General features: G+C 61.7%; 25 protein-coding genes. 20 read left to right on the forward strand and 5 right to left on the reverse strand.

Going from position 1 to position 26,483, the window contains the following annotated elements:
- Nucleotides 1-182 precede the first annotated feature (182 nt).
- From NCHOL11_RS15025 to NCHOL11_RS15040, 4 genes are all read left to right on the forward strand, one after another.
- Complete coding sequence (locus NCHOL11_RS15025; RefSeq protein ID WP_097093400.1) at nucleotides 183-473, forward strand: NAD(P) transhydrogenase subunit alpha; 291 nt, start codon at nucleotides 183-185, stop codon at nucleotides 471-473.
- Nucleotides 474-476: 3 nt separating this feature from the next.
- A complete protein-coding gene (locus tag NCHOL11_RS15030) occupies nucleotides 477-1,871 on the forward strand; it encodes an NAD(P)(+) transhydrogenase (Re/Si-specific) subunit beta (protein ID WP_097093401.1) in 1,395 nt (464 codons plus the stop codon).
- A 323-nt stretch (nucleotides 1,872-2,194) separates the two neighbouring features.
- The gene (locus NCHOL11_RS15035) at nucleotides 2,195-2,794 is read left to right on the forward strand and encodes a hypothetical protein (protein WP_097093402.1); all 600 of its coding nucleotides are present in this window, start codon (nucleotides 2,195-2,197) and stop codon (nucleotides 2,792-2,794) included.
- A gap of 194 nt (nucleotides 2,795-2,988) precedes the next feature.
- The gene (locus NCHOL11_RS15040) at nucleotides 2,989-4,239 is read left to right on the forward strand and encodes a serine hydrolase domain-containing protein (RefSeq protein WP_176502304.1); all 1,251 of its coding nucleotides are present in this window, start codon (nucleotides 2,989-2,991) and stop codon (nucleotides 4,237-4,239) included.
- A gap of 91 nt (nucleotides 4,240-4,330) precedes the next feature.
- On the opposite strand, the gene NCHOL11_RS15045 is transcribed toward NCHOL11_RS15040, so the two are convergent.
- A complete protein-coding gene (locus tag NCHOL11_RS15045; protein WP_255254864.1) occupies nucleotides 4,331-5,041 on the reverse strand; it encodes a 3-keto-disaccharide hydrolase in 711 nt (236 codons plus the stop codon).
- A gap of 300 nt (nucleotides 5,042-5,341) precedes the next feature.
- Here NCHOL11_RS15045 and NCHOL11_RS15050 point away from each other — a divergent pair, with 300 nt between their 5' ends.
- Both NCHOL11_RS15050 and NCHOL11_RS15055 read left to right on the forward strand, forming a co-directional pair.
- A complete protein-coding gene (locus NCHOL11_RS15050) occupies nucleotides 5,342-6,430 on the forward strand; it encodes a Rieske 2Fe-2S domain-containing protein (protein ID WP_097093404.1) in 1,089 nt (362 codons plus the stop codon).
- Between the two features lie 139 nt (nucleotides 6,431-6,569).
- Complete coding sequence (locus NCHOL11_RS15055; RefSeq protein WP_097093405.1) at nucleotides 6,570-8,174, forward strand: DUF5597 domain-containing protein; 1,605 nt, start codon at nucleotides 6,570-6,572, stop codon at nucleotides 8,172-8,174.
- A 211-nt stretch (nucleotides 8,175-8,385) separates the two neighbouring features.
- Here the strand turns inward: NCHOL11_RS15055 and NCHOL11_RS15060 are convergent, their stop codons facing one another.
- From NCHOL11_RS15060 to hppD, 3 genes are read right to left on the reverse strand one after another with little or no spacing between them, the layout of a single operon-like run.
- Nucleotides 8,386-9,420 carry a fumarylacetoacetate hydrolase family protein gene (locus NCHOL11_RS15060; protein ID WP_097093406.1) on the reverse strand — a complete coding sequence of 345 codons (1,035 nt, stop codon included), beginning with the start codon at nucleotides 9,418-9,420 and terminating at the stop codon, nucleotides 8,386-8,388.
- Entirely contained in the window at nucleotides 9,417-9,959 is a 543-nt protein-coding gene (locus tag NCHOL11_RS15065) for a VOC family protein (protein WP_097093407.1), read from the reverse strand. Before NCHOL11_RS15065 ends, NCHOL11_RS15060 begins: the two co-directional genes overlap by 4 nt.
- Complete coding sequence (hppD, locus tag NCHOL11_RS15070; protein ID WP_097093408.1) at nucleotides 9,956-11,047, reverse strand: 4-hydroxyphenylpyruvate dioxygenase; 1,092 nt, start codon at nucleotides 11,045-11,047, stop codon at nucleotides 9,956-9,958. The genes NCHOL11_RS15065 and hppD overlap by 4 nt, the downstream gene beginning before the upstream one ends.
- A gap of 215 nt (nucleotides 11,048-11,262) precedes the next feature.
- Here hppD and NCHOL11_RS15075 point away from each other — a divergent pair, with 215 nt between their 5' ends.
- The 5 genes from NCHOL11_RS15075 to NCHOL11_RS15095 all read left to right on the forward strand — a co-directional run bounded on the left by NCHOL11_RS15075 (nucleotide 11,263) and on the right by NCHOL11_RS15095 (nucleotide 15,803).
- A complete protein-coding gene (locus tag NCHOL11_RS15075) occupies nucleotides 11,263-11,730 on the forward strand; it encodes an Lrp/AsnC family transcriptional regulator (RefSeq protein WP_097093409.1) in 468 nt (155 codons plus the stop codon).
- An 88-nt stretch (nucleotides 11,731-11,818) separates the two neighbouring features.
- Nucleotides 11,819-12,838 (forward strand): 2-oxoadipate dioxygenase/decarboxylase family protein, encoded by a 1,020-nt coding sequence (locus NCHOL11_RS15080; RefSeq protein WP_097093410.1) that lies wholly within the window; start codon nucleotides 11,819-11,821, stop codon nucleotides 12,836-12,838.
- A gap of 106 nt (nucleotides 12,839-12,944) precedes the next feature.
- Nucleotides 12,945-14,180 (forward strand): hydrolase, encoded by a 1,236-nt coding sequence (locus tag NCHOL11_RS15085; RefSeq protein WP_097093411.1) that lies wholly within the window; start codon nucleotides 12,945-12,947, stop codon nucleotides 14,178-14,180.
- Between the two features lie 106 nt (nucleotides 14,181-14,286).
- Nucleotides 14,287-15,108 carry a class I SAM-dependent methyltransferase gene (locus NCHOL11_RS15090; protein WP_097093412.1) on the forward strand — a complete coding sequence of 274 codons (822 nt, stop codon included), beginning with the start codon at nucleotides 14,287-14,289 and terminating at the stop codon, nucleotides 15,106-15,108.
- Between the two features lie 137 nt (nucleotides 15,109-15,245).
- Entirely contained in the window at nucleotides 15,246-15,803 is a 558-nt protein-coding gene (locus NCHOL11_RS15095) for a dihydrofolate reductase family protein (protein WP_097093413.1), read from the forward strand.
- 11 nt (nucleotides 15,804-15,814) lie between these two features.
- On the opposite strand, the gene NCHOL11_RS15100 is transcribed toward NCHOL11_RS15095, so the two are convergent.
- The gene (locus NCHOL11_RS15100) at nucleotides 15,815-16,561 is read right to left on the reverse strand and encodes an SDR family NAD(P)-dependent oxidoreductase (RefSeq protein WP_097093414.1); all 747 of its coding nucleotides are present in this window, start codon (nucleotides 16,559-16,561) and stop codon (nucleotides 15,815-15,817) included.
- A 243-nt stretch (nucleotides 16,562-16,804) separates the two neighbouring features.
- Here NCHOL11_RS15100 and NCHOL11_RS15105 point away from each other — a divergent pair, with 243 nt between their 5' ends.
- The 9 genes from NCHOL11_RS15105 to NCHOL11_RS15145 all read left to right on the forward strand — a co-directional run bounded on the left by NCHOL11_RS15105 (nucleotide 16,805) and on the right by NCHOL11_RS15145 (nucleotide 26,483).
- Nucleotides 16,805-17,575 (forward strand): SDR family NAD(P)-dependent oxidoreductase, encoded by a 771-nt coding sequence (locus NCHOL11_RS15105; RefSeq protein ID WP_097093415.1) that lies wholly within the window; start codon nucleotides 16,805-16,807, stop codon nucleotides 17,573-17,575.
- Nucleotides 17,572-18,099, forward strand: a complete 528-nt coding sequence (locus tag NCHOL11_RS15110) for an SRPBCC domain-containing protein (RefSeq protein WP_255254865.1) — start codon at nucleotides 17,572-17,574, stop codon at nucleotides 18,097-18,099. The genes NCHOL11_RS15105 and NCHOL11_RS15110 overlap by 4 nt, the downstream gene beginning before the upstream one ends.
- Nucleotides 18,099-19,385, forward strand: a complete 1,287-nt coding sequence (locus NCHOL11_RS15115) for an MFS transporter (RefSeq protein ID WP_097093416.1) — start codon at nucleotides 18,099-18,101, stop codon at nucleotides 19,383-19,385. Before NCHOL11_RS15110 ends, NCHOL11_RS15115 begins: the two co-directional genes overlap by 1 nt.
- 2 nt (nucleotides 19,386-19,387) lie before the next feature.
- Nucleotides 19,388-20,176, forward strand: coding sequence for an SDR family oxidoreductase (locus tag NCHOL11_RS15120; RefSeq protein ID WP_097093417.1), 789 nt, complete (start codon nucleotides 19,388-19,390; stop codon nucleotides 20,174-20,176).
- Nucleotides 20,177-20,184: 8 nt separating this feature from the next.
- Nucleotides 20,185-21,228: a zinc-dependent alcohol dehydrogenase gene (locus tag NCHOL11_RS15125; RefSeq protein ID WP_255254866.1), complete on the forward strand. Its 1,044-nt coding sequence runs from the start codon at nucleotides 20,185-20,187 to the stop codon at nucleotides 21,226-21,228.
- A gap of 4 nt (nucleotides 21,229-21,232) precedes the next feature.
- Nucleotides 21,233-22,900, forward strand: coding sequence for an FAD-dependent oxidoreductase (locus NCHOL11_RS15130; RefSeq protein ID WP_097093418.1), 1,668 nt, complete (start codon nucleotides 21,233-21,235; stop codon nucleotides 22,898-22,900).
- A 99-nt stretch (nucleotides 22,901-22,999) separates the two neighbouring features.
- Complete coding sequence (locus NCHOL11_RS15135) at nucleotides 23,000-23,449, forward strand: nuclear transport factor 2 family protein (RefSeq protein WP_097093419.1); 450 nt, start codon at nucleotides 23,000-23,002, stop codon at nucleotides 23,447-23,449.
- A gap of 106 nt (nucleotides 23,450-23,555) precedes the next feature.
- Nucleotides 23,556-24,329, forward strand: coding sequence for an SDR family NAD(P)-dependent oxidoreductase (locus NCHOL11_RS15140; protein ID WP_097093420.1), 774 nt, complete (start codon nucleotides 23,556-23,558; stop codon nucleotides 24,327-24,329).
- 21 nt (nucleotides 24,330-24,350) lie between these two features.
- Nucleotides 24,351-26,483 carry an oxidoreductase gene (locus tag NCHOL11_RS15145; RefSeq protein ID WP_097093421.1) on the forward strand — a complete coding sequence of 711 codons (2,133 nt, stop codon included), beginning with the start codon at nucleotides 24,351-24,353 and terminating at the stop codon, nucleotides 26,481-26,483.

Below are 26,483 nucleotides of genomic sequence, written 5' to 3' on the forward strand. Positions count from 1 at the left end.
TAAATGGGTGCGGCGGCTTGCCTGCGATCGACTGGATCAATATGGGACGCCCAATAATGGTTGGAGGGGTTTTATGGGAGCCAGCGATCATGGCAGGGGCGCTATGTCCCGGACCGGGGGGAAATCGGAAGACCGCCAGGGTGTCTTGATCGGATCGCGGCTTCTGGACAGGGGATAAGTCAGTGAACGCATTGAATGCAGATTATCTGTTCGTCTTCATTTTGGCGGCTTTTCTTGGTTTTCAGCTGATCAAGAAGGTGTCGCCATTGCTGCACTCGCCGCTGATGTCGCTGACCAATGCGATCGCGGCGGTGGTGATTGTGGGGGCGATCACGATCACGGGTGAGGAAGGGGCGACGCCTCTTGCCAAGACCTTGGGCTTCATCGCGGTTTTTTGTGCGACGGTGAACCTGGTGAGCGGGTTCATGATCACCGATCGCATGCTCAAGATGTTCAAGCCGCGGGGGAAGTAACAGATGGACGCCTTCGTACCTTTCGCGGCGATTGCCGCATCGGCCCTGTTCATCCTGTCGCTGATGTGGATGAGCCATCCCTCAACGGCCCGGCGCGGCGTGCGCGCGGGCGAGATCGGCATGGTCATCGCCATCATCGGCGCGCTCGTCCAGCATGAGGTGGTCGATTACAACCTGATCATCATCGCGATGATCGCGGGCGCGGCCGCGGGTATCCCGATGGCGCTGCTGATGCCGATGACGGCGATCCCGCAGCGGACCGCCATCTCCCACGCCTTCGGCGCGCTTGCGGTCGGCCTCATCGGTGCTGCCGAATATTACAAGCATGCCCATGCCGAATATGCCGGCGGCTTCATCATGTGGGCGCTGATGTTCGAAATCCTGCTGGGCTTTCTGACCTGCACGGCCTCGATCATCGCCTTTGCCAAGCTTCAGGAACTGATGGGCAGCCGCCCGGTGTCCTTCCCCGGCCAGCGTATCGTCAATGGCGCGGTGGCGCTGGCGGCGGTGGTGATCGGCGTCACGCTGGCGCTTGATCCGACGCAGACCTGGTTGTTCCCCGTTTTCGCGGCGCTCGCCCTGCTCTTCGGCATCCTGCTGGTGATCCCGATCGGCGGCGCGGACATGCCGACCGTTATCGCGCTGCTCAACAGCTATGCCGGTCTTGCCGCTTCCGCCATGGGCTTTGCGCTGGGGAACAAGCTGCTGATCGTGGCAGGCGCGCTTGACGGCGCGTCGGGCTTCATCCTTGCGGTCATCATGTGCAAGGCGATGAACCGCAGCTTTGCCAACGTCATGTTCGGCGGGTTCGGCAATGTCGTGGCTGGCGCCGCTGGTGGCAAGGACGACCGCGTCGTCCGCTCCGCCTCGGCCGAGGAAGCCGCGATGCAGCTGGAAAATGCCGGCACTGTGGTGATCGTGCCGGGCTATGGCATGGCCGTCGCGCAGGCGCAGCACAAGGTCAGCGAGCTTTACCAGGCGCTCACCAAGAAGGGCGTGGACGTCAAGTTCGCGATCCACCCGGTGGCGGGCCGCATGCCCGGCCATATGAACGTGCTGCTGGCCGAAGCCAATGTGCCTTATGAGCAGTTGGTGGACCTGGACGACATCAACCCGGAACTGCCGCAGGCGGATGTTGCGGTGATCATCGGCGCGAACGACACGGTGAACCCCTCGGCACGCGACGATCCCCAGAGCGCGATCGCGGGCATGCCGATCATCGAGGCGGACCGCGCCAAGTCGGTGTTCGTCATCAAGCGTTCGATGAACGCAGGGTTCGCCGGGATCGACAATCCGATCTACTATAACAGCAACACCCAGATGCTGTTCGGCGACGCCAAGGACATGGTCGGCTCCATCGCCAAGGAACTGGCAGGCGGCGGAAGCGGCCTACACTGAGCCCCACCCACTGGTAAAAGAGAAAAGCCCGCTGCTCTAAAAAGCAGCGGGCTTTTTCGTGTCCGAGATCATGCCACCGAGAGTGAGCAAAGATCGGCGCGTCGTTCTTGAAAGGAAGGTTTGCAGCATCCCTGCTCCATCGGTTGAAAATGCGCTCCCCTCGGGCGCTAACCGGCCAACATCGTGCGCGGCCAAATCTTGCGACCTAAAGTGCCAGCGATGACACTTTACCTTCGGGCAAAGTGTCATGCGCGACAAAAGCGACCGATTCCTGTCGCAAGGGATTCACATTGGCCTCCACCTGTGCTTGATTCATCCCCGTTATGTTTCACGGTTCGATTAGGCCCCCATCATCCGGAAGCGGCGATTTGTCGGCGCTGCTTGACCGGCTCGCTCATGCGAGTACGCGGCCGCGCTATGCTTTCATGCTGCTCACCTTGATCGCCGAAGTTGCCCGGCCCGACGGCAGCGCGGGACCCTTGGTGGCGAAGGATGGCGGGCTGCAGCCGCTGCGCGACTGGTTGTGTGATGCGCTGACCCCGATGGGCGGGCGCGATCCTCGCCGCCTCGCGCTCGCCGCACGAGTGCGGGCCGAACTTGCCGGGCAGGAGCGTCTGCCAACTGACCAAGACGCTGCGGGCCTGGTGGTCGAAGAGGAAGTGAAGCTGCGGGTCCGCGCGTCGGGCAAGACCAATCTCAGCCGTGCCGTCTCGGAAATGGTGGCGGCAGGACTACTCCGCCGTCATTATCAAGGCTATCGTGTCGATCATCATAATCGCGGGGCGCAACGGCAGGCGGTCTATACCTTGACCGGCCTTGCGCGCATCCTCGTCGCTCCGGCCGCGCCCTTCTCGTCCCGGTCCCTCGCCCCAGCGCCGATCCCGACGCCCTCGCAACCCCGTCAAGGTGAACTTGGCCTGTAGAACTGCTGACCTCAGTCCGGTATTATTTCCGTTCCGTCGATCAATAATGTTGACGACAGACAATATTTTGGAAAATGTTCCGGCATCATCAGTTGCCGGAAGTGGCTCGACCGTACTTGAGCGCCGTTATGTCAGCGATGAACGGCTCCTAATGTGCAAAACCCGGCGAATTGCTCCGGATGAAGGAATTGGATGTGAACCAAGAATCATCACGCCGCTTTGATCCGGCAAGCTTCCGCGAAGTGACGACCCTGTTCGAGCGCCATATTGGTCAGGGTGATGTCGCAGGGGCAGTGCTCGCGGTTGCCGTGGGCGATGAAGACCCTTGCTTCATTTCCGTCGGCGAGACGGGGTTCGGAACCGGCCGGGCAGTCCAGCCCGACAGCTTGCACCGCATCTATTCGCAAACGAAGCCGATCACCGGGATCGCCACGATGATGCTCGTCGAAGAGGGCGTGATCGGTCTCGATCAACCCATAGGCGAATTGCTTCCGGAACTTGCCAAGCTCGATGTGCTCGTTTCAGAAGAAGGCGACGCCGTGCGTCCGGCCAAGCGGCAGCCGGTGGTGCGCGATCTGCTTACCCATAGTGCAGGCTTCAGCTATGGTCTGCAATTCTCACCTCTTGCGGCGCGTTACCGGGAACTGGGCCTCTTGCCCGGCGACAGGATTTCCGCGCATCGTGACGGTGGCGAAGATCCGAACGATTTGGCGCACATGGTTGAACTGCTCGGCACCTTGCCGTTGGCGCGCGATCCTGGCGAAATGTTCGAATACAGCCTCTCGATAGACGTGCTTGGAGCGCTTATCGAACGCGTTTCCTGCCGTGGCCTTGATGCCTTTTTCGAGGAGCGCATCTTTGGTCCGCTGGGGATGGCGGACACCAGTTTCGTCGTACCCTCCGATAAGCTCGACCGGCTCGTCAACCTTCACGAACGCGGTGAGGATGGGACATGGCGCCTGGTGGATGGTCCAGCCGATAGCGCTTATGCCCGTCCGGCGCTGCTTTCAGGCGGTGGCGGGCTTGTCTCGACCGCCCAGGATTATGCGCGATTCACCGCGATGCTCGCGAATGAGGGCGAATATCGTGGCAAAAGGCTGCTGAAACCCGAAACGGTGCGTTTGGCGCGGTCCAACCTGTTGCCGGCCGGGATCAATGCCCAATTCTACGGCAATGTGATGCAGGATGTCGTCTTTGGCGCGGCTATGCAGGTGAACCTGTCTGCCTCACGCACGCCGCCGGGGCTGTACGGCTGGGGAGGCGCTGCTGGCACCGGAATGTGGGTCGATCCGATCCACCGGCTGCATGTCGTCCTGATGACCCAATATTTTCCGCCGGAGATCAATTTGACCTTCCGTGAAGACCCTGTCGCGGCGGTTTATGCTGACCTGGGGCTCTGGCCTGCTGGGCCGAGGGCGATGCTGCATCATCATCTTGATGGCTGAGTGCGACCGCTAAGCCGCGCATGGTGTTATCAAGGCCTCGTGTCTGCGATTTCTTCAATCAGGACCAATGCACGAAGTCGGCACTTCCGCATCACAGCCGTTTCAACCGGATATTCCGATATTCCACCTTCATCGGTGGACCTACATGCACTTGCATTCCGATCTCGCCACTGCAGCGGCGGCCCTTCGATTCATCCATTGCCGCCGCCATCAGTTGTCCGTTCAAGAGATGATAGAGGGCAGGGCCTTTGGCGATGATGTGGACTTCATTCCAGTCCGGTCTGATCATCGTCTTCAGGGATCCGGGCTCCCCAATCGCTCCGATCACTTGTGAAGGCTCTGTCGTCGTGCGTGCGAATTGGCCGCGTCGGGCGATAAAGCTCCGTCCTCGCTCCTCATATACCATGGCGGTGAAAAGATTCTGGCCATCGATATCGAACTGCAGCCCCGACAGTGCAAAGCGGTTGGTGGGGGTGGTTTCGTCTTTGACGACCTTGCTGCGGTAATTGACTCCGCTATTGCCCTGAGCCGTGATCCGATAGTCCAACTTCAGCTCGAAGTCTTCAACTTGACCCCCGCTCCAGATCAGAAACGTGTTGCTGCGGAGGAGGGTGTCCGGTGTCACCTCTCCCACGATCATGCCGTCCTCCACGCGCCAATATGTGGGATCACCGCGCCAGCCCGACAGACTCTTGCCATCAAAAATCGGCGTGAAGCCGGGCCCGTCGCCCTTCGCCGGCCGAGGCATCAAGGGCATCGTCTTTGGTTCCGGCGGCAATGTCCGCTGCGCGGCAGAGGTCAAGGAAGGGAATATCGCCAAGGCGCCAGCGCCTGCGATGAATGTTCGACGTCCGGTCCGGTGTTCCATGATGTCCCCTTCAGATGCGGCCAGCAATTTACAGGAGTGGTCGCGGAAAATGCTGCTCGGCGCAAGCCGATCCGCTTGTCCAGGCTTAAGATGCGCCGAGTTAGGCGTGAACTTGCAAAATCAGGCCCGGCAGTTGGCAGGAAGCGATGCTCGGGGTCGCCACCCGCCTGGGGAACTGCTAATCAAGTCAAGGGCATCGCGGCGATCAAGACCGCGTGATCAGAGGATGAAGAGATGGCGAGCAGCAGCGATTATGGCTTCGGCCCGTTCCAATATCCGCGCGGGTGGTTCATGATAGGGGCCGCAGATCAGGTCATGGACCGGCCCGTGCCGGTGCGGTATTTTGGCGAGGATCTCGTCCTCTACCGCGGTGAGAGTGGCAGGGCTTACCTCGTTTCGGCCTATTGCCCGCACATGGGTGCTCATTTGGCGAACAACGCCACCAGTTACATCATGCGAGATGGCGATCAAATCCAGGGTGAATCCATCCGCTGCCCCTTCCACGGCTGGCGCTATGGCTCCGATGGAAAGTGCAATGATATTCCCTATTCCGACTTCATTCCCGGAACTGCGCGCCTCAAAACTTATCACCTGGTGGAACGGGCCGGAATATTGTGGGTGTGGCATGATCCTGAAGGGCTGGAGCCGGACTATGTTCTGCCGGACTTCGGCGGCCATTATGATCAGGCGGGGTGGGTGAACTGGAAGATCGATCATCTGGGCGACATCGACATTCACGGCTGTGAGATTGTCGATAACATGGCGGACCTGGGGCATATGTCGCCCATCCATGGAGCCGAACGCTGCATCTACTTCGCGAACAGATTTGACGGCCATGTCGTTCACCAGCTTTTTACCGCGGTGAACCGGGGCTGGGGAAATCTTCCGCCGACACTGAGCCAACTCGATACATGGTATACCGGGCCGGGCATTCTTCAGTCCGACATGAACAGCCACCTGCCGGTGTTCATGCTCGTCGCGCATACGCCGATCGAGGATGGCCGCACCCGTGTTTGGCACGCGACAATGGTACGGATGAGCGATGGCTCAGGGCCGCTGAGCGACGAGGAACGTCATGTCGCTTCGACATATCAGGACCAGTTGAGGGACGGCCTAGTCCAGGACGTGGAAATATGGGCCAACAAGCGTTCTAGCATACATCTGCTCACCGTGCCCGCAGATGGTCCTTATGGGCGGCTCCGCAACTGGTACAAGCAGTTCTACAATGAGCGCGACAAAGTGGCCAACATTCAGTCCCGCGTTAACGGAACGGTCGTCACGCTGGATCAAAGCTCCACATTGAAAGGCGGCGAAGCGGCCTGACCAGCTCGAAAAGCCGTATCTGAGCCAAATAAATGCAACGAATGTGTTTACTTCTTTGGTGTCGGCGGGATATAGCGGCGGCGGTCGTTCATGTCGCGCCCTGAACAGGGGGCGCAGCCAAGTCTCAAAGGGGAATCCTATGGTCCGCCATCATTTTTTGCTCGGGTTGCTCTGTGGATTGGTGTTCCCCGGGACAGCTTTGGCTTCGGATGTACCGCGGCTTCAGAGTGAAGGTGGACGGCATACATTCCTGGTCGATGACAAGCCCTACCTCATGCTTGGCGCTCAGGTCCACAATTCAAGCAACTACCCCGCGGTTCTTCCGCAGGTCTGGCCCGTCATGAAGGCGCTGAATGCGAATACGATCGAAATTCCCGTAGCATGGGAGCAGTTCGAACCGGTCGAAGGGAAATTCGACTATAGCTGGGTCGATACCTTGCTGGCACAGGCGCGCCAGAACGACATGCGGGTTGTCCTGCTGTGGTTCGGCAGCTGGAAAAATGGCGAATCCACCTACACCCCTGAATGGGTGAAGAACGACACGACCCGTTTCCCGCGCCTGATGCGGCGCGATGGCCGTCCTACGAAGACGCTGTCACCTTTGGGCGAAGCGAGCCTTGCTGCCGATCGGAAGGCGTTCACGATGCTGATGCGGCATCTGAAGCAATCGGATCCGAAGCACACGGTGATCATGGTGCAGGTTCAAAATGAGGTGGGGACGCATGGCGTTGCCCGTGATTATTCGCCTGCTGCTGACAAGCTTTTCAACCAAGCGGTTCCAGAAGCGGTCATGCGCGCCTCCGGCAAGCCTGCCGGGACTTGGGCCGAGGCCTTTGGCAAGGAAGCGGATCAGGCATTCGCTGCCTGGACATATGCGCGTTATGTGCAAGAGGTCGCCGCTGCGGGGAAAGCAGAGAAGAACCTGCCAATGTACACGAACGCGGCTGTGTTCGACGCGACGAGCACCATGATGGCCGCACAGGTCGGGAGCGGCGGGCCCAACTGGAATGTCTTGCCGATCTGGAAGACGATCGCGCCGGCGCTGGACCTGATAGGTCCCGACCTGTATCTGCCGATTGAAAAGACCTACCTTGGATTGCTTGACCGCTACACGCGACCGGACAACGCCTTGTTCGTCCCCGAAACGAGCAATGCTGCGTCGAGCGCGCGGTTTTTCTGGGCAGCCTTGGGCAGGGGAGCCATCGGCTGGGCGCCGTTCGGCATGGATGCCACCAACTATTCCAACTATCCCCTTGGTGCCCGCGAGTTGGACGCTTCAACGATCGAAGCGTTCGCCGCTCCCTACCGGCTGTTCAAGCCGATCGCGAGCGAATGGGCGGCGATCGCTGGAAAGCACCCGACCTGGGGAAGCTCAAAGGGCAGCGCGGGTGAAGAATCCACGTCGATGGGCCGGTGGAAAATCACCGCTATCTATGGCCGCAACAACTTCGATATCCCCGCCTGGCCCGGCATGGAGTCGCCCGCTTGGGCAAAGGAAGCTGTAGGTGGTGGGGTCGTCGCGCAATTGGGGCCAGACGAGTTCCTCGTTGCCGGGCAATATAGCCGTTTTCAGTTCACCCCGACCGACGCGGCTCTGAATGGTCAAATTTTGAGCGCTGAGGAGGGGACATTCGTGAACGGCCAGTGGAAGGCATCACGTCGCTGGAATGGCGACCAGACTTCCTACGGGTTCAATTTCAACGAGCAGCCGGCTCTGCTTCGGGTAAGGCTCTCGACATATTGAGGGTCTTACCCTCGATGCATTGAGCGTGGTCGGAACTGCTGTCGCCAGCAATTTCGACCCGTCCGAGCGCAGTGCAAATTAATTCCACATAACTGCACGTCAGTGGCCATATTAGCGCCGGGTCAGGGCAAACAATCACTATAAGGGTAAGCAGCTCTGCGGCTGCTACGGGCACGCCAGCGCGGCGATGAGCGGGTAGATCCCCGCTATTTCAGCGCTGATTGCTAGAAGCGGCGGTCTCCGGTTGCGTAACTGTCTGATCGATCACGCCGAAGACTGGTGCGCCCGCTTCATCCTCCATCCAGATGCTCACCCGGTCGCCCCGCCGCAGGAAAGGCGTATGCGGCTCCCCCTGAAGGATCGTCTGGACCATGCGCGCTTCGGCGATGCAGCTATAGCCAAGGCCGCCATCGGCTGCGGGCCGTCCGGGGCCACCGTCCGCGTCACGGTTGGACACGGTGCCCGACCCGACGATCGTCCCGGCGGCGAGCGACCGGGTCTTCGCCAAATGGGCGATCAGCATGCCGAAATCGAACGTCATATCGACTCCGGCATCAGCCCGGCCAAAGGGCTGGCCGTTCAGATCGACCTTCAGCGTGCCGTGCAGCTTGCCGTCCCGCCATTGCGCGCCCAATGTATCGGGCGTCACGAAGACCGGTGACAATGTGCTGGCGGGCTTCGACTGGTAGAAGCCGAAGCCCTTCGCCAACTCGCCTGGAATGAGGTTGCGTAGCGATATGTCGTTCACCAGGCCGACGAGCCGGATGAGGCCGCGCGCATCCTCCGGGCTGACGCCCTGTGGCACGTCATCGGTGACCACGACGATCTCCGCCTCCATATCGCAGCCCCATGACTCATCGGCGAGCGGTATAGGATCGCGGCAACCCAGGAAACTGTCCGACCCTCCCTGATAGACCAGCGGATCATGCCAGAAGCTGTCGGGCAGTTGTGCACCGCGCGCCTGCCGCACCAGTGCGACATGGTTCACATAGGCTGATCCGTCCGCCCATTGATAGGCGCGGGGCAGGGGAGCGGCCGCCTCCGCCTCGTTGAAGGGAAGGCTTGTTACCGCGCCGCTTTCAAGGTCGCGCGCAAGTGCTTCCAGCCGGGGCGCGACCGCCGCCCAATCGTCCAGCGCCGCCTGCAGGGTTGGAGCGATCGCCTGCGCATCGGCATAGGAGGACAGATCGCGGGATACGACGACAAGGCGTCCGTCTCGGCTTCCTTTCAGACTGGCGAGCTTCATGCCTTGGGCTCCTCATGCAGCCATTGCGCGTGGCGGGGCGCGCGCTTTGTACGGCTCCATTCCTCGAGCATCAGCGGCGCGACGCGCTTCAACTCCGCATATTGTTCAGCCGTGCCGATATTGGCCGCCAGTTCGATGCGATGGCCATTAGGATCGAAAAAGTAGATCGACTTGAAAACCCCATGCCAGGTGGGGCCGAGCACGTCGACGCCCTGCTCCTCGAGATGCGCTTTCGCGGCGAGCAGCGCGGCTTTATCCTCCACTTCAAAGGCGATGTGCTGGACCCAGGCGGGCGTGTAGGCGTCGCGGCCCATGGCAGGCTGGTTCGGCAGCTCGAAAAAGGCGAGGACATTGCCGCCGCCGCAGTCGAGGAAGACGTGCATATAAGGATCGTCTTCGCCGGTCGAAGGCACCTTGTCCTCTGCAAAGGCAGTGGTGAAAGTCATGCCCAGCATGCGGGCATACCAATCGACCGTCTCCTTCGCGTCGATGCAGCGATAGGCGACATGGTGAATGCGTTTGAGGTCTGGGACGGTCATGCCGGTTGCTCCACGTTCAGCGCGCCCCGCCGCATCTGATCACGTTCCATGCTTTCGAACAAGGCGGTGAAATTACCTTCGCCAAAGCCCTCATCCTTCTTGCGCTGGATGAATTCGAAGAACACAGGGCCGATCGTCGGCTGCGCGAAGATCTGGAGGAGGAGACGCGGGTCCCCCTCCTGCGTCGACCCGTCGAGCAGGATGCCGCGCGCCTGCAACTGCTCCACCGGCTCGCCATGGCCGGGCAGCCGCTCATCCAGCATCTCATAATAGGTGGCGGGCGGAGCGGCCATCAACGGCGTGCCCATCGCCTTCAGCCGATCCCAGGCGGCAACAAGGTCGTCGCACAACAACGCGATATGCTGAATGCCCTCGCCATTATAGGCGCGCAGGAATTCGTCGATTTGGCCGCCGCCGGTCTTGCCCTCTTCATTGAGGGGGATGCGAATTTTGCCGTCTGGCGCGGTCATCGCCTTGCTGGTGAGGCCGGTATATTCGCCCTTGATGTCGAAATAGCGGATTTCGCGGAAACCGAAGACACGCTCGTAGAAGCTCGCCCAGTGCGCCATACGCCCGCCATAGACATTGTGCGTCAGGTGATCGATGATCCTGAACCCAGCGCCGACAGGATGCCGCTCCACGCCTGGTTCATAGACGAAGTCGATGTCGTAGATAGATAGCGCGCCATCCTCGCCCTCATAACGGTCGATGAGGTAGATGATCGACCCGCCGATGCCGCGCACGGCGGGCAGCCGCAATTCCATGGGTCCGGTGCGCACCTCCACCGGCTCCGCGCCGCGCTCGATCGCCATGGCATAGGCCTTGGCCGCGTCCTTTACGCGCCAGCCCATGCCGCAGGCGGACGGGCCATGTTCAGCGGCGAAGTAAGCGGCCGGGCTGCGCGGTTCATAATTGGCGATCAGGTTGATGCCGCCTTGCCGCCATAGCTGCACATCCTTCGATCTGTGACGCGCGATCATGGTGAAGCCCATGGCGGTGAAAACAGGTTCCAGCAGGCCCTTTTCCGGAGCGCTGAACTCCACGAACTCAAAGCCGTCGAGCCCAAGGGGATTGTCGAGATCAATCATGCGCAAACTTCCTGAATCGATGGAGCCGACGATGATGAAATCCTAGCATATACGGTCGAAATTATGTTTCATTTGATAGAAAATCAGGGTGATATGAGATGAGGTCCAATCACAAAGCTGGCGTGATGGATGGAAATGCATCAAAGATTGCGCCGAGCTGATCGACTCTGAGCGGCTGCGATTCGCTCCTGTCAAAACAAGGAAGCCTCTGCCTGATGCCCATTCGTCCCATTGACGCGATCGATCGCAAGCTGCTGCACGAATTGCAGCGTGACGCATCGATCAGTCATGCCGAACTTGCTGAGCGGGTCGGCGCGTCGACCGCCTCATGCTGGAGGCGGATAAGGGCGTTGGAGGCGGACGGCGTGCTGGGCCGTCAAATCCGCCTCGTTGACCCGGCGCGGCTGGGACGCAGCCTCAACGTGCTGTGCCATATCAAGATCAAGAACCATCAAGCAGAAACAACCGAGGCATTCGAGACTTTCATCGCATCGCGTGACGAGATCATCGAATGCTATTCCATGTCGGGCGACTGGGACTATCTGCTACGGATATTGGTCGCGGATGTGGAAGAATATAATCACTTCCTGATGCGCACCGTCCTGCGCCATCCCACGGTCGCGACCGGGTCATCCCACTTCGCCTTGTCGCAGGTGAAATATACGACGGCGGTGCCGATCTGACCCATACCCTCATGCTCAATTATCGATTATAGACATGAAGCTATTGCGATCTTCGGCATCCGGCCTTGGCTGATGACAGGATTACAGGATGAGTACCGAAAATGAAGGCGCGCTGAAGCTGGTGACCGCGATCCTGGGTGAGGAGGATGGCCGCCGGATTGCCGCCATGCTGACGCCTATGCTGCCGGCCGGACATCAGGACCGGCCTGGCGTCACCCGCGCGCAGATGGCGGCCGCCATGAACATGCTGCTGTTCGCTGGATTGCTCGAACGAGTGCCGAGCGCCGCCAGCTATGTCGCGGACGCCATCGCTAGCGGCCGCCGCCTGTGTTTCGATCATGGCGCAATCCGCACCGTCGCCCTCGTCGATAAGGATACGGGCGCTCTGCCCCGCGGCGAATTGGCGTTCCGGCGCATCCTGGAACCGTTGGCATATGAGGATGTAGCGACCTATCCGCTTCCAGCCTTGCGCATGACCGGCCGCGCCTATCGTCATCGGGATTTTCCGGAAAGCATCCCGCAATTCTTCGTCAGCGAATTGCATGTGGACCAGTTCGACGAGGCGTTCGCCGCGGTCGCGGATCGCGTATTTGGCAGTTCGCAAGACCCCCTGGACGAAGAAGCGCTGGCCGCGCTGGATCAGTTCGCCGCGGGTGGAACCATTCCCTTCGACGTTGCGCGTGCCGTGCTGCCGACGCTGGTCGTTGCTTTCGGGCGACATCATGCGCCCTGCACGGTCGCCGATTATGAGGCGCTGCGCAGCGCATCGGCAGAGGCGGCGTGGATAGCGACGGAGGGCAATGCCTTCAATCACGCCACCGACCGGGTGGCCGACGTCGTCGCGCTAGCAGAGGAGCTGAAAGCGCTGGGTCGGCCGATGAAGGACAAGGTGGAATTTTCCCGCAATGGCCGCGTCCGCCAGACCGCTTTCAGAGCTGACATGGTGGAACGGGAATTCGTCAATGATCAGGGTGACATGTGCCATATGAAGGTGCCCGGCTCCTTCTATGAATTCATCAGCCGGGACGTGGACCCCGCCACCGGGAAGCTCGACCTCTCCTTCGACAGCGGCAATGCGACCGGCATTTTCCACATGACCAAGCAATGATCGCGGCGGCGCCCTCATCATGAGTGCGCGCTGCTGACCATTGCGCCTATTCCTTCGCCCGTTTCGAGGCTAGTCTGTCAGAACAACTGGCGGTTCCAGGCCTGACATGACAGACGAGCATATTTTCAGCGCCGATATCGGCCTCGACCGGGCGGTGGTGGAGGCTGCCAGCGCCGCGCCGATGCTGGATCAACTGCTGCAATGGTCCGCAGTCAACAGCGGATCGCGGAACCTGGCGGGGCTGGCGACGACGGCGTCGGTACTGACGGACGCCTTTTCCGTGCTGCCGGGCGACATGCAACTGCGCCCTGCGGCAGAGGTAACGTCGATCGCGCTGGATGGTCGGGAAGACGCCCTTGATCTGGGCGACAACATCCTGCTCACCGTGCGTCCCGATGCACCGCTGCAACTGTTGTTCACTGGCCATATGGACACGGTGTTTCCGGCAGAGAGCAGCTTTCAGCACTGCCGCAGGGACGGCGATCTGCTGAACGGTCCTGGCGTCGCCGACATGAAGGGCGGGATCGCGGTGATGCTGGCGGCTCTACGCGCGTTTGAAGCTTCGCCACTCCACCCGCGCATCGGCTATCAGGTCGTGTTGAACAGTGACGAGGAAATCGGTTCGCCCGGCTCCGCGCCGTTGCTGCGGGAAGCGGCGCGGGGAAAGCAGGCCGCCTTCACCTATGAACCGTCGGCACTGCCCGATGGCACGCTGGCGGGCGCGCGACCCGGGAGCGGCAATTTCTCGATCATCGTCACCGGACGCAGCGCGCATGCGGGGCGCAATCCCCGAGACGGCCGCAACGCGGTGCTGGCCGCCGCCGACATCGCCCTGCGGCTGGAACAGCTGGCGGGCGAAGGGCTGTCCGCCAACCCGGCGCGGATCGATGGCGGCGGCCCCAACAATGTCGTGCCCGACCATGCCATATTGCGCGTGAACATGCGGCCCGCGTCGGCCGATCGGCAGAAGATGGCCGAAACCGCGATGCAGGCGATCCTTGCGTCGGTAGCGCAGGCGCGGGAGGTCGCGATCCACCTCCATGGTGATTTCGGGCGGCCGCCAAAGACGCTCGACCGCCAAGCGCTCGCGCTGCTCAACCTCGTCAGCGATTGTGGGCGCAAGCTGTCACAGCAAATCGGCTGGCGCGACACGGGCGGCGTGTGCGACGGCAATAATATCGCGGCGTGCGGCGTGCCTGTGGTGGACACGATGGGCGTGCGGGGCGGATCAATCCACTCGCCCGACGAGTATCTGATCGTGCCGAGCCTTGGCGAGCGGGCGGCGCTGACCGCATTGCTGCTCTGCACCCTAGCCAGGCAGGGCATGCCCCGCGCGGCCTGAGCTCCTACTCCTGAGCGGAGCAGAAGCGGGCCATCGCTGCGCGCGCTTGCTATTCACGAGTATCAAGCGCAGATCAGGGTTATCGCCGAAGAAGAGAGGATCATGGATGAACCGTCTTGCGCGCGCCGGTCTGCTGCTGACTGCCCTTGCCGTACCTGCCTTGCCACTTGCGGCACAGCACTCTGAGCACTCTGAGCACGGGAAAACACAACCTGGCAACGATATCGCAGCCGCCGTTGCAGCGTCCAGCCGGACCGCCGCTAACACGGTTCGCGATAAATATCGCCATCCCGCAGAAACGCTCGCCTTTTTTGATGTTGAGCCAGCGCAGACCGTAGTGGAATTCAGCCCGGGCGGCGGCTGGTACACCGAGATACTCGCGCCTCTGCTGCGCGAAAAAGGGACGTTCTACGCGCTCCAGCCATCGGGCCGATATCTTGAGAACTATCGCAAGTTTCTCGCTGCCAAGCCGGCCGTCTATGACAAAGTAAAGCTGATTTCTTACCCTGACCAGGCCGCCATGATCCCTGCGGGCAGCGTCGATACGCTGCTTACGTTCCGCAACGTACATAATTTGGTGATGGCGGGCACGGAGGCAGCGACCTTCAAGGCCTTTTATGATCTTCTCAAGCCTGGCGGGACGCTTGGCATCGTCGATCACCGCCTGCCTGAAGACCGGGACAGCGCGCTCGAGAAGCAAAGCGGCTATCTCAAGGTCTCGACCATTCGCCGCTTGGCCGAGGCTGCTGGCTTCGAATATGTCGCAGCTTCGGAAATCAACGCCAATTCCAAAGACAAGGCTGACTGGCCCAAAGGGGTTTGGACCCTTCCGCCCACTTTCGCCAACGGCGATGTGGACAAGGCAAAATATCTAGCGATCGGCGAAAGCGACCGCATGACACTGAAATTCCGCAAGCCCGCCCCATAGGAATTGGCTGCTGTGCCTGTCCACGATCATGTTCTTGAGCGGCATGCATCTGTGCACGCCAAGGGCGCGTGCAGCACTTGCTAGCTGACGGAACCGATTGATGCAGTCTTTCGCATAATCCGACCTAGAGTGGTTCCATGGGATCTCTCACTTTCAGCATCAACGTCACGCTGGATGGCTGCATCGACCACCAGGCAGGCATTGCTGACAACGAAACGCACGCCTTCTTCACCCGCCTTATGGACCAGAGCGGGGCGATGCTTTGGGGGCGCGTCACATATGAGATGATGGAGAGCTACTGGCCATCGGTTGCGCGCGGCGACACAGACGCGCCGCCAGCGGTGCGCGAATGGGCCGTCAAGCTCGAAGCCAAGCCGAAACATGTCGTGTCATCGACGCGAAATGTCTTCCCATGGACCAACAGTCACCACGTCGCTGGCGACCTGCGGACGGGCGTGCAGAGGCTGAAGGACGCAACGCCGGGCGGCGTGTTGCTAGGCAGTGCTAAGCTCGCGGCTGAGCTGGACCGGCTGGGTCTGATCGACGAATATAGGTTCCTAGTTCATCCACGGATCGCTGGCCACGGGCCTACCCTCTATGAAAGCGGGCTGGCCAGCACGCGACGGCTCGAACTGATTTGGGCAAGCCCGCTAAGCAACGGCGTGGTCGCCATGCATTACCGGCGTGCAAGCTGACCTCCTCGTCTTCAGCCTGCGGTCTGGGCACCATCCACCGGCAGCGCGATGCCGCTCACGGTGCGCGCATCCGCCGAGCCCAGATAGACGATGGCACCGGCGACTTCGTCGGCCTCGATCAAATCACCCATCTTTGAAGCGTTGCGCATCAGGAGCGATATATCGACGCCTTCGGGGAGGATGCCGGTGGTCATGGGTGTCTTCACGCCGGTGGGGCAGATCGCATTCACGCGCACGCCCGCGCTTGCATATTCGATAGCCAGCGACTTGGTCAGACCGATGACCCCATGCTTTGCCGCGCAATAGGCGGTGGTGTAGGCGATCCCCACCAATCCGGCTGCCGAGCTGATATTGACGATGTTGCCTTTCGTGGCGACCAGATGCGGCATCGCCGATTGGCACAGGTAGAAGATGCTGGAGAGGTTGACCCGCATCATTCTTTCCCATCGCTCTTCGCTGAACATCGGCAGCGGCCCCCAATCCATGATCCCGGCGATGTTGCACAGCATGTCGATCCGTCCCGCCTTTTCGGCGGCAGTGGCGATGAAAGCGCGACAGGAGGTAGGATCACCAGCATCGAAGCCGATCACTAGCGGCGTGAACTGCGTATCCAGAGAGTCTGCCAAGGACCGAGCGCCCGCCTCATTGATGTCGCCCAGCACGAGCTGCGCGCCCTCCGCAGCCAGCCGCTGCGCGGTCGCCCTGCCGATCCCTGATGCAGCGCCGGTGACGATGACCAGCTTGTCGCGATAGCGCATTTTCTCTCCTTGAAATCCTTATCTTTGTCCGTCCGCCCGGGCCTAGTTTGATCGGCCTGAGAATGGCCTGCTTCCAGCCTTCATGTGGCTGGTTCAAAAGCCGACCGCCCTCTACCTCCAAATCAATTAGGCGCCGGGAAAAGCGCTCGTGCGCGACCCCCTCCATTTCGACGAGGCGGGGGAGTCTCAGCTACGCCATGCTGCGAAAAACCGGCGAAGGACCGGGGTGATGGAGAGAGCAGGATGAGCTTCGTGGGGAAGTCCGCAGTTGTGACCGGAGGAGGCTCCGGGATCGGCGCTTCTGCTGCGATGCGCTTGGCTGCGGAAGGCTGCAAGGTCGCCGTGGTCGACATCCGCATGCAGGATGCGGAGCGGATCGCGAGCCTGATCGAAGCGCACGGAGGCACCGCCCTCGCGATAGCTGGCGATGTCAGCCGGGAGGCGGACAACGAGCAATTCTTCGCCCAAGCCGAAGCCGCGCTCGACGGGCTCGACATGGCCTTCCTCAATGCTGGCGTGATCCAGCGCTATGGCCCGTTCGACCAGATGCCCGTCGAAGAATTCGACCGGATGATCGCCATCAATCTGCGCGGGCCCTATCTTGGCCTGCGGCAGGCGCAGCGACGTCTGCGCCCTGGGGGTGCAGTGGTGGTGACCGCCTCGGCTGCCGCGCTCACCGGCTTTTCGGATGCGGCGGGTTATAGCACTGCCAAACATGGCGTTGTCGGCCTGGTGCGCTCTGCAGCGCGCGAATTTGCCAGCCGTGGTCTCAGGGTCAATGCGATTTGCCCGGGCGGGGTGGAGACGCCGATGACCGGAGCGGAGCAGCAGGACAGCATCGTTGCGCCGGATCAATTGGGCACGCCGCCCTACCGCGGCAATCTCACCCCACAGATGGTCGCGGAAGTCGCGCTGTTCCTGCTCAGTCCTGCTGCGGCCGCTCTGAACGGCCAGGGGCAGCTTGTCGATGCAGCGCTGTTGTCCGCCTTCCCCCCTGCGCTCGAAAACCAGTGAAGCGGAGAAACCAGATCGTGCCGAAAGCCGCCATGGACGCCAAAATCAGCTACGACCCTGCCAATGTCGTCACTTCCGAAGTTGTGGTGATCGAGGCATCGCCCGCTCTGGTGTGGGAAGTCCTCACCGACCTCGATCGGTACGGCGATTGGAATCCCTTTTGCGTGAAGGCCACGTCCACGCTCGAAATGGGCGCGCCAGTCTATATGAGCCTCGTCAATTATCCCAATCCCGGGGCGTTGCTCCAGGGATGCGAATATATATGCGAACTCGAACCCGAGCGGAGGCTCGCCTGGGAAGCGCGCTGGCATGAGAACTGGCCCTATGCCGCCCGTCGCGACCAGTTCATCGATCCGATGGCCAACGGCCACTGCCGCTATTGGTCGACCGACGCATTTCTTGGTGAAAACGGCGTCCATGTCATGCGCTTTTGCGGGCCCTGGGTAAAACGGGCGTTCGACGACACTGCCCATGCGTTGAAGGCGCGGGCAGAAGCCCTGCATGCCGAAAGGATAGGGCGCTGATGTCCGGGCGGCTTGCGAGCAGGCCAGCGATGTGCGTTTCATCAGGAGGCGAGGACCGCGACACCGCGCGGGGCTTTCTGGGCTGGCGCATGGTGGCCATCGCGGCGGTCACGCAGAATGTAGCGGTGGGTCTGACCTTCGGCTCCTTTGGAACGCTGGTCCTGGCCATCGAAGAGCGGTTCGCGACGACCCGCACATTGTCCGCGCTTGGTATCTCGCTGGTCATCCTCATCTATTCGCTCAGCGCCCCTCTGATCAGCCCGTTGATCGCGCGGACATCGATCCGGCGGGTCCTGACCACAGGCGCGCTGCTGGGAGCGTCGGGCTATTGTCTGCTCCCTCTGGCAGGCAGCATTGGCCAGTTCCTCGGCATCTTTGCGCTGTTGATCTCACCCGGCTTTCTGCTGCTGGGGGTCATTCCATCCAACATATTGGCGAGCAATTGGTTCGTGCGGCAGCAGGGACGAGCTCTGGGCTTCGTGACCATGCCGGTGTTCGTCATGCTGGTGCCGATGATCAGTGCCTGGGGTCTCCATCATTATGGACTGACCGCCGTATTGGTGGGCGTAGGCCTCGCGCACCTGCTTGTCCTGCCACTTATGCCGTTCGTGATCGACCGTCCCGAACAGATCGGTCAGCAGCCCCTTGGCCACGCCGATGGGATCGCGCGCGCAGAAATACACCAGTTGCTTCCGTGGCGAACACTGCTCGCCCGCCCAGCACTGTGGCTCGTCACGCTGGCAGTCGGCATCGTAGTGGGCGGCGGCGTGCTGAAGGCCGCGCATATGGTGCCGCTCATCATGGGGCAGGGTTGGAGCCTGGAGGAAGCCTCCTTCCTCTTCGCCCTGTCCGGGGGCACCGGTATCCTGGGAGCGATGGCCTTTGGCTGGCTGGCCGACAGATTCGGTCCGGGCAGAGCATTGGCCGCGAACAGTGTGGTGCAGGGATTGGTGTGGTTCATCTTCCTTCAGCCCGCGCCCTATTGGCTGCTGGTCCTGGACGCGGTCGTCGTGGGGGCATGCGGGGGCGGCATCGCGGCGGCCCAAGGGGTGTTGCTCACCAGATTGTTCGGACCACGCAACTTCGCGCAAGTGATGGGCATGGTGACGATGTTCACCGTTCCCTTCACCTTCGGCGCCGCCCCGCTCGCGAGCGCGCTTTTCGATGCCACGCACAGCTACTGGACGCCGATCGCGCTCCAGATCGCGGGCTTCGCTCTCGCTGCCGTCATTTTCCTGATCCTGCAGGCCCGCGGCGCTGCACAACTGCCGAATATGGAGAGATAAACGTGATATTGAAGGACAAGGTCGTCATCGTGTCAGGCATTGGGCCTGGCCTGGGACAGGAACTCTCGTCGCTGGCGGCTGCCGAAGGGGCCCATGTCGTGCTGGCCGCGCGTACCCCCTCGAAGCTGGACGCAGCGGAAGCCATGATCCGGGAAGCGGGACATGATGTGCAAGTCCTGAAAGTCCCCACCGACATTTCGAGGCGGGACGATGTGGAGAGGCTGGTCGATGCAACCGTGGAGCGCTTTGGCCGTGTCGATGGCCTTATCAACAGTGCCTATATCCCGGGTGCATTTACCGATGTTGTCGATGCTGACCTCGACGAATGGCGGCGGACGTTCGACGTAAATCTGTTTGGCACCGTTGGGCTCTGCCAATCCGTCATTCGGCAAATGCGCCAGACGGGCGGAGGCGCCATCGTCAATGTGAACACGCAAGTGACGCGCAAAGCCTGGGTGCAGCAGGCCGCCTATGCCACGTCCAAGGCTGCGCTCGCCATGGCGACGGTGCAGATGGCGACGGAGGTCGGGCGCTGGAACATCCGTGTCAACTCCACCTTCATGGGTTGGATGTGGGGACATTCGGTCGAACAGGCGCTCGATTACATGGCAAAGGAAAGTGGCCGGAGCGTCGCTGAACTGAAGGCGGAGCAGGAGCGGGGCATCGCCCTTGGCCGAATGCCGACCGATCGTGAATGCGCGCGGCCGATTATCATGCTGCTGTCTGACTATTGCTCCGTGGTGACGGGCGCCAGCCTCGACATCAACGGCGGCGAATTCATGCCGGGTTGAAGGAGGGGATGTTGGAACTATCCACCATGCGCGTCGCGGACTTCATCGATCCGGGGCAGATCGCCGCGCGCAGCGATGCGACGCGTCCCGTGCCTGCAGCCGGAGAGGTGATCGTTGCTGTCGAAGCTTGCGGCATTTGCGGGTCCGATCTGCACATGTTCCGCAACGGCAGCTATCGTGATCAACTCGTCCGCGCGACGCCAGAGGGCTATCATGTCCCCGGCCACGAATTCGCGGGGACCATCGACGCCATCGGCGAAGGCGTGGTGGGATGGTCAGTCGGTGAGCGCGTGGTCGGCGTGACGGGTCTGGGCGGCGGCATGGCCGATTATGTGGCTGTGCCCGTCAACCCATTTCAGCTGGTGCGCATGCCAGAAGGCGTGGACATGATTGAGGCAGCCACTACCGAACAGTTGGCCGACGGCCTTCAAATGGTGCGCAAGGCCGCGATCAAGCCGGGCGAGCATGTCGTCATCTTCGGTGTCGGCATCATCGGGCTGAGCGTCATCCAGGCCATTCGGGCGCGCGGGATAGAGGCTGGGCAGGTCATCGCGGTCGACGTTCATCAGGCACGACTGGAGGCCGCTCTGGCGCAGGGCGCGACTGCCGTGGTCAACGCCCGCGACGGGGACGTCTTCGATCAGGTTGCGGCAATCACCGGCATGGAAGAAGGCTATCAGGGCAAGTCCGCGCGGATCGGCGCGGTGATCGATTGCGCGGGCTACATCAAGCATATGCCCGGTCCTCCGCCGCTGGAAACCGCGCTGCGCCTCATCGACTTGGACGGCGGAAGGATCGTTTGCTTTGGCGCCTATGAGGACCGGATGACGATCGACTTTGGTCCTATGATACAGAAGCAGCCGACAATTATGGGATCGAACGGCTATGCGGCCGAGGAACTGGTCGAAGCCTTGGCCTATATGGCTGAGCGCAAGGTCGATCGTGCGTCTCTCATTTCCCACCGCTTCCCGATCTCGCAAGCACCCCAGGCCTTCGCCGCTCAATGTGCGCCGGAAGCCATCAAGGTGATGCTGACGATGGAAAGGAACTGACGAGGTGGAAGCGTTCGACGAGGAAGTGGACGTCCTGATCGTGGGTTCCGGGGCTGCGGCGCTGACCGCTGCCATTATCGCCGCAGACAATCGCGCGAAGGTGGCGCTCATAGAGAAGGGCGATCAATTCGGCGGGACCTCTGCCACGTCGGGTGGCGTAATCTGGATTCCTGCCAGCCATCTTGCCAAGGCCGCAGGCGCCGATGACAGCCCGGAAGAAGCCGCAAGCTACATAACGGCGTTGGCAGGCGACGATGCCGAGCCGGAGCGCATCAGGGCCTTTGTCGAAAACGCCCCGCGCATGCTGGCCTATATGCAGGAGCGGACGGAGGTCCGCTACGCCTCTATTCCCTACACCGACTATCATGCCGAACTGCCGGGCGGAAAGATGGGCTGGCGCAGCCATGACCCTCAGCCGATAGATGGGCGGCGACTGGGCGCGGATCTTGCGCGGCTGCGGCCGACCCATCCTGCGGGTATGCTGTTCGGCCGGATCAGCTGGACGGCGGCAGAAGCAGCACCGATGATAACGCGCATGCCCGGTTGGCAAAAAATGCTGACCCGCGCGCTTTGGCGGCATTATTCCGATGTCGGACAGCGCCTCCGCTCCACGCGCAGTCGGTTTCTGACTTCAGGCAATGCCCTGCTTGCACGGCTGAAGCTCTCGCTGGACGGTCGTCAGGCGGAGATACGCTATCGTCACGCGCTCATCTCCCTGATTGAGCGGAATGGCCGTGTACAAGGTGCGGTGGTGCAGACGCCAGCTGGAACGCTCCGCATCGCCGCGCGGCAAGCCGTCATATTGGCGGCCGGCGGCTTTGAACGTGATGCGGACATGCGGCGGCGCTACCTGACCGGATCGGCCAATCCGGAATGGTCCGGCAGCCAGAACGGCAACACAGGCGATGCGATCCGTGCCGCCCAAGCTGTAGGCGGAGCCACGCGGCGGATGGATTCGGCTTGGTGGGCACCGACGATCAAGGTTCCCGGCGAGGATCGCGCCCGACCTCTCTTCTTCGAGCGCTCGCTGCCCGGATCCCTCATTGTCGATGCCAAGGGCCGCCGCTTCCTCAACGAAGCAGCTTCATACCACAAGGCAGGCGAAGCCATGCGCGATGCGGGCGGAGGGCAGGCCTGGGTGATTTTGGATGCACGGTTCAAATGGCGCTACCCGATGGGACCGTTGATGCCGATGATCCCCAGCTGGATGCATCCAAAGGCTGTACGGCGCATATTGCGCAAGGCGAGCAGCATAAGGAAACTCGCTGTGCAGATCGGGGTCAGCCCGGACGTGCTGGAGAAAAGCGTTGCCCGCTTCAACCATCATGCCAGCCGTGGAGAAGACCCGGATTTCAGCCGCGGTCAGCAACCCTATGACCGCTACTATGGCGATCCGAAGGTGAGCCCCAATCCTAACTTGTTGCCGCTGGAAAAGGCGCCCTTTTATGCTTTGCCCGTCAATGCGGGGGACATCGGCACCAATGGTGGGCTTGCGACGGATGGGAACGGCCGGGTCGTGGATGACATGGGGTCGCCGATCGAGGGCCTTTATGCCGTCGGCAACAGTGCGGCGTCGGTGACCGGGCGCTCCTACCCGGGTGCCGGGTCAACGATTGGGCCAGCCATGACCTTTGGCTACATCGCCGCGCGGCATGCCACGGGTGCGAACTAGCGGGCTTCTGCTTTGCTGCGGCCTTTGTCCATCGGCTTCCCTTGAATTGATCAATTAGCCTGTCCGCCTCTTTGCTACATCGAAAAAAGGAGAGGGTGAATGACCAGCAGCGCAAATCGCGATCTGTTCGTAACAATGTTGACGGCGCTGGGCCGAAAGGACTTTGATGAAGTCGAACGCTGCCTGGCCGAGGATATCCTGTTTGAATGGCCATTTCCCGTCATGGATGGCTTCCCAGTGGAGCATCGCGGCGCACGCTGGTTCCTGGAAGCCATGCAAGCGAGCTGGCGCGACTTTGACGACTATGCCTATCGCATAGAAACCATCCATGACCTGGTTGGAGATGACCAGCTGATCGCCGAATACAGCTCGCACAGCCGGTATATCCCTACCGGCGCCCCATATTCCAATCGCTACATCAGCGTTTTCGATTTTGCTGGCGGGCGGATCACCCGTTGGCGGGAATATGTAAACCCACGCGTCGTCGCCCAAATATTGGGCGAAGGAGCGTCCTGGAGCGAGGACGGCGGAGCACAGCGCCGGGTCTAATCGATTTCGACGTATCCGGGCCGAACGCAAGATGATGTCCTGCATTACACCCCGCGCGTCCCGACTGCCTGGTGGCGGACAGAGGAATAAAGAAAGAGAGTGGATCATGGAAAAGGCAATGTTTCCGGAGGGCGCTGCCCTTGTGTTTGGCGGCAGCGGCGGCATTGGCCGCAGCGTTGCGCAGAGTTTCGCGGAAGCTGGGGCTGACGTCGCGATCGGCTACCACAGCAAGGCGGATGCTGCGCAATCGCTTGCCAGTCAAATTGAAGCAATGGGGTGCAAGGTTTCGGTCCATCGCGGCGACGTGCGCGATCAGGCACAGGTAGAGGCCTTGTTCGAGGCAGCTGTAGCCGCGCACGGCCGGGTCCATACCATTGTCTGGGCCGCCGGGCCTCTCGTCGATCAGGTGATGATAGGCGATATGACGCATGAACAATGGCGCCGGGCCATTGATACCGAGGTGCATGGTTTCTTCAACGCCGTGCAGGCTGCGCTGCCGCATTTCCGCGCGCGTGGCGGCGGCTCCTTCGTAACGCTTGGGTCCGCTGGCCATATGCACTGGCCGGAAAAGGATGGTCTGTCCGTCGCGCCGAAGGCGAGCAATGAGTCGCTGGTGCGCGGCATCGCCAAGGAAGAAGGTCGCAACAACATCCGCGCCAACAGCGTGCTCGTGGGCGTGATCGAAGCGGGCATGTTCCTGGAACTCACCCGCCAGGGCGTCTTCGATACCCAATGGGTCGCCGAGGTGCAGAAGGGCCTGGCGCTCAAACGCTGGGGCCAGCCCGAGGAGATCGGCCACGCTGCCGTATTCCTGGCGTCCAATCGTGCCGCTTATGTGACGGGACAGCAGATTAACGTCTCGGGCGGCTACGGCATCTGACGCGGCAGGAGAGGGATAATCATGGCTTACCGCCACCTCCTCGCGCCCGGACGCATCGGCGCCATGCCGCTGCGCAACCGCATCTTCATGACGCCGATGGGATCGAACCTGGCGGACGAGGATGGCATCACGGGTGACCGGCTGCGCGCTTATTATGAGGCGCGGGCGAAGGGCGGCGCGGCGCTTATCACCATGGGTTCGGTGTCGATCGGCTATCCCGAGGGATCGGGCAACTGGCGGAACGAAGCGATCTCCGACGAGCGGCATGTGCCCGGCGTCAGGGCGCTAGCCGATGCGGTTCATGCGCATGGTGCAAAGCTCGCGATGCAGCTTCAGCATGCGGGGTTGGTCGCCATGAACGACATGCTCGCCGGGCGTCCGATCTGGACGCCCTCCATTCCAGCGGTCGGCAAGAGCGACGGCGACATGATGGAGGGCTTCCTGGAAGATGAGCTGGCGATCTTCACCGCGCCCTTCGCGGCGATGGGGGAACCCAATTACAAGGTGATGACGGCGCAGGATATCGAGCAGCTGGTGCAGATGTTCGCTCGCGCTGCCGAACGGGCGAAGCGGGCGGGGGTGGATGCGGTGGAAATCCATGCGGGGCATGGATATCTGATCTCGTCATTTCTGAACCCATTAATAAATCAGCGAAAAGACGAGTATGGCGGATCGATCGAGAACCGGTCGCGTCTTCTTTGTGAGATCATTCATGGGATCAGGTCCGCCGTGGGTCCCGACATGCCGATCTGGCCGCGTCTCGACAGCCAGCATTTCCTGATCGACGGCGGCATCACCGTGGAAGACGCCGCCACCACTGCAAGGCTTGCCCAGGAAGCGGGTGCCGACGCCATCCATGTGTCCGCTGACGGGCATCCTGGGCGCGGCCTGACCTATTCGACCGGCCACGCCACCGACATCCGCAACGGCTTCGTCGAGGCAGCCGCGAGGATCAAGGCGCGGGTGGACATTCCCGTCATCTGTCCGGGGCGGATCGAGCCCAAGGACGCCGACCGCTTCATCGCGGCGGGTAAGCTTGATTTCGTGACGATGGGCCGCAAGCTGCTGGCCGACCCCGCATTACCCAACAAATTGAAAGCGGGGCAGGCCGAGGCGGTGCGTCCCTGCGTCTATTGCTATACCTGCATCAGCCAGATTTTCTTCAGCCGCCCGGTCAAGTGCGCGGTCAACCCGGAGACAGGGTTCGAACGGGAAAGGGGGCTGCATCCTACGGCGCAGGCTCGGCACATCGCTATTATCGGCGGCGGTCCCGCAGGCATGGAAGCCGCGCGGAGAGCGGCGGCAAGCGGCCACCGCGTGACCTTGATCGAGGCAACCGGCGGGCTCGGCGGAACAGCGCGCTTTGCTTCGATCGCCTATGCGCCCAATCAGGGCATCGTCGACTGGCTGAAGCGCGAGATAGCAGCGCAGCCCAATGTCAGCATCCGCCTCAACACACGGGCCACGCCTGAACTGCTGAGGGAAATCGCGCCCGACGAGGTGATCGTCGCGACCGGCGCGCGGCGCGAACTGCCGCCGATCCCGGGCGCCGACCGCGACAATGTATTCAGTGGCGACGAGATGCGCAGCCTGATGCTGGCACAGGATCTTGGCCAGCTGAACGGCAAGATCGACGGCAAGACTCGCCTGATGATGCGCGCGGGCAAAGTGACCGGCCTAACCGCTCGTCCCGGCTTCGTCCGCGCGGCCAGCGACTTCTGGATGCCTTTTGGCAAGCAGGTCGTCATCATCGGGGGCGAACTGGTCGGCCTGGAACTGGCGGAGTTCCTGGCCAAGCGCGATCGCCGGATCGTCGTGATCGACGAAGCCTCCCGCATGGGCGCAGGGCTTCAGGTGGTGCGGCGGTGGCGTGTGCTTGATGAATTGAAGCATCTGAACGTCAAGCTGCTGCCCGGTGTCACCGACATCGCCATCGGCGAACGCACCGTCAGCTACGTGAACGGATTTGGCCAGCGCCGGACCGTGGGCGCGGACCAGGTCATCATCGCGAAGGGCGCGCAGGGCGATGCGCGGCTGGCGGACATGTTGCGCGAGGCTGGTTTTCAGGTGCGCAGCATCGGCGACGCCAATGGCGTCGGCTATATCGAAGGCGCGATGCAGGATGCGGCGGATGCCGTCGCCGCGATCGGATGA

Origin of the sequence: Novosphingobium sp. Chol11 (genome assembly GCF_900218065.1) — a bacterium.
Taxonomy (GTDB): Bacteria; Pseudomonadota; Alphaproteobacteria; order Sphingomonadales; family Sphingomonadaceae; genus Sphingobium; species Sphingobium agri.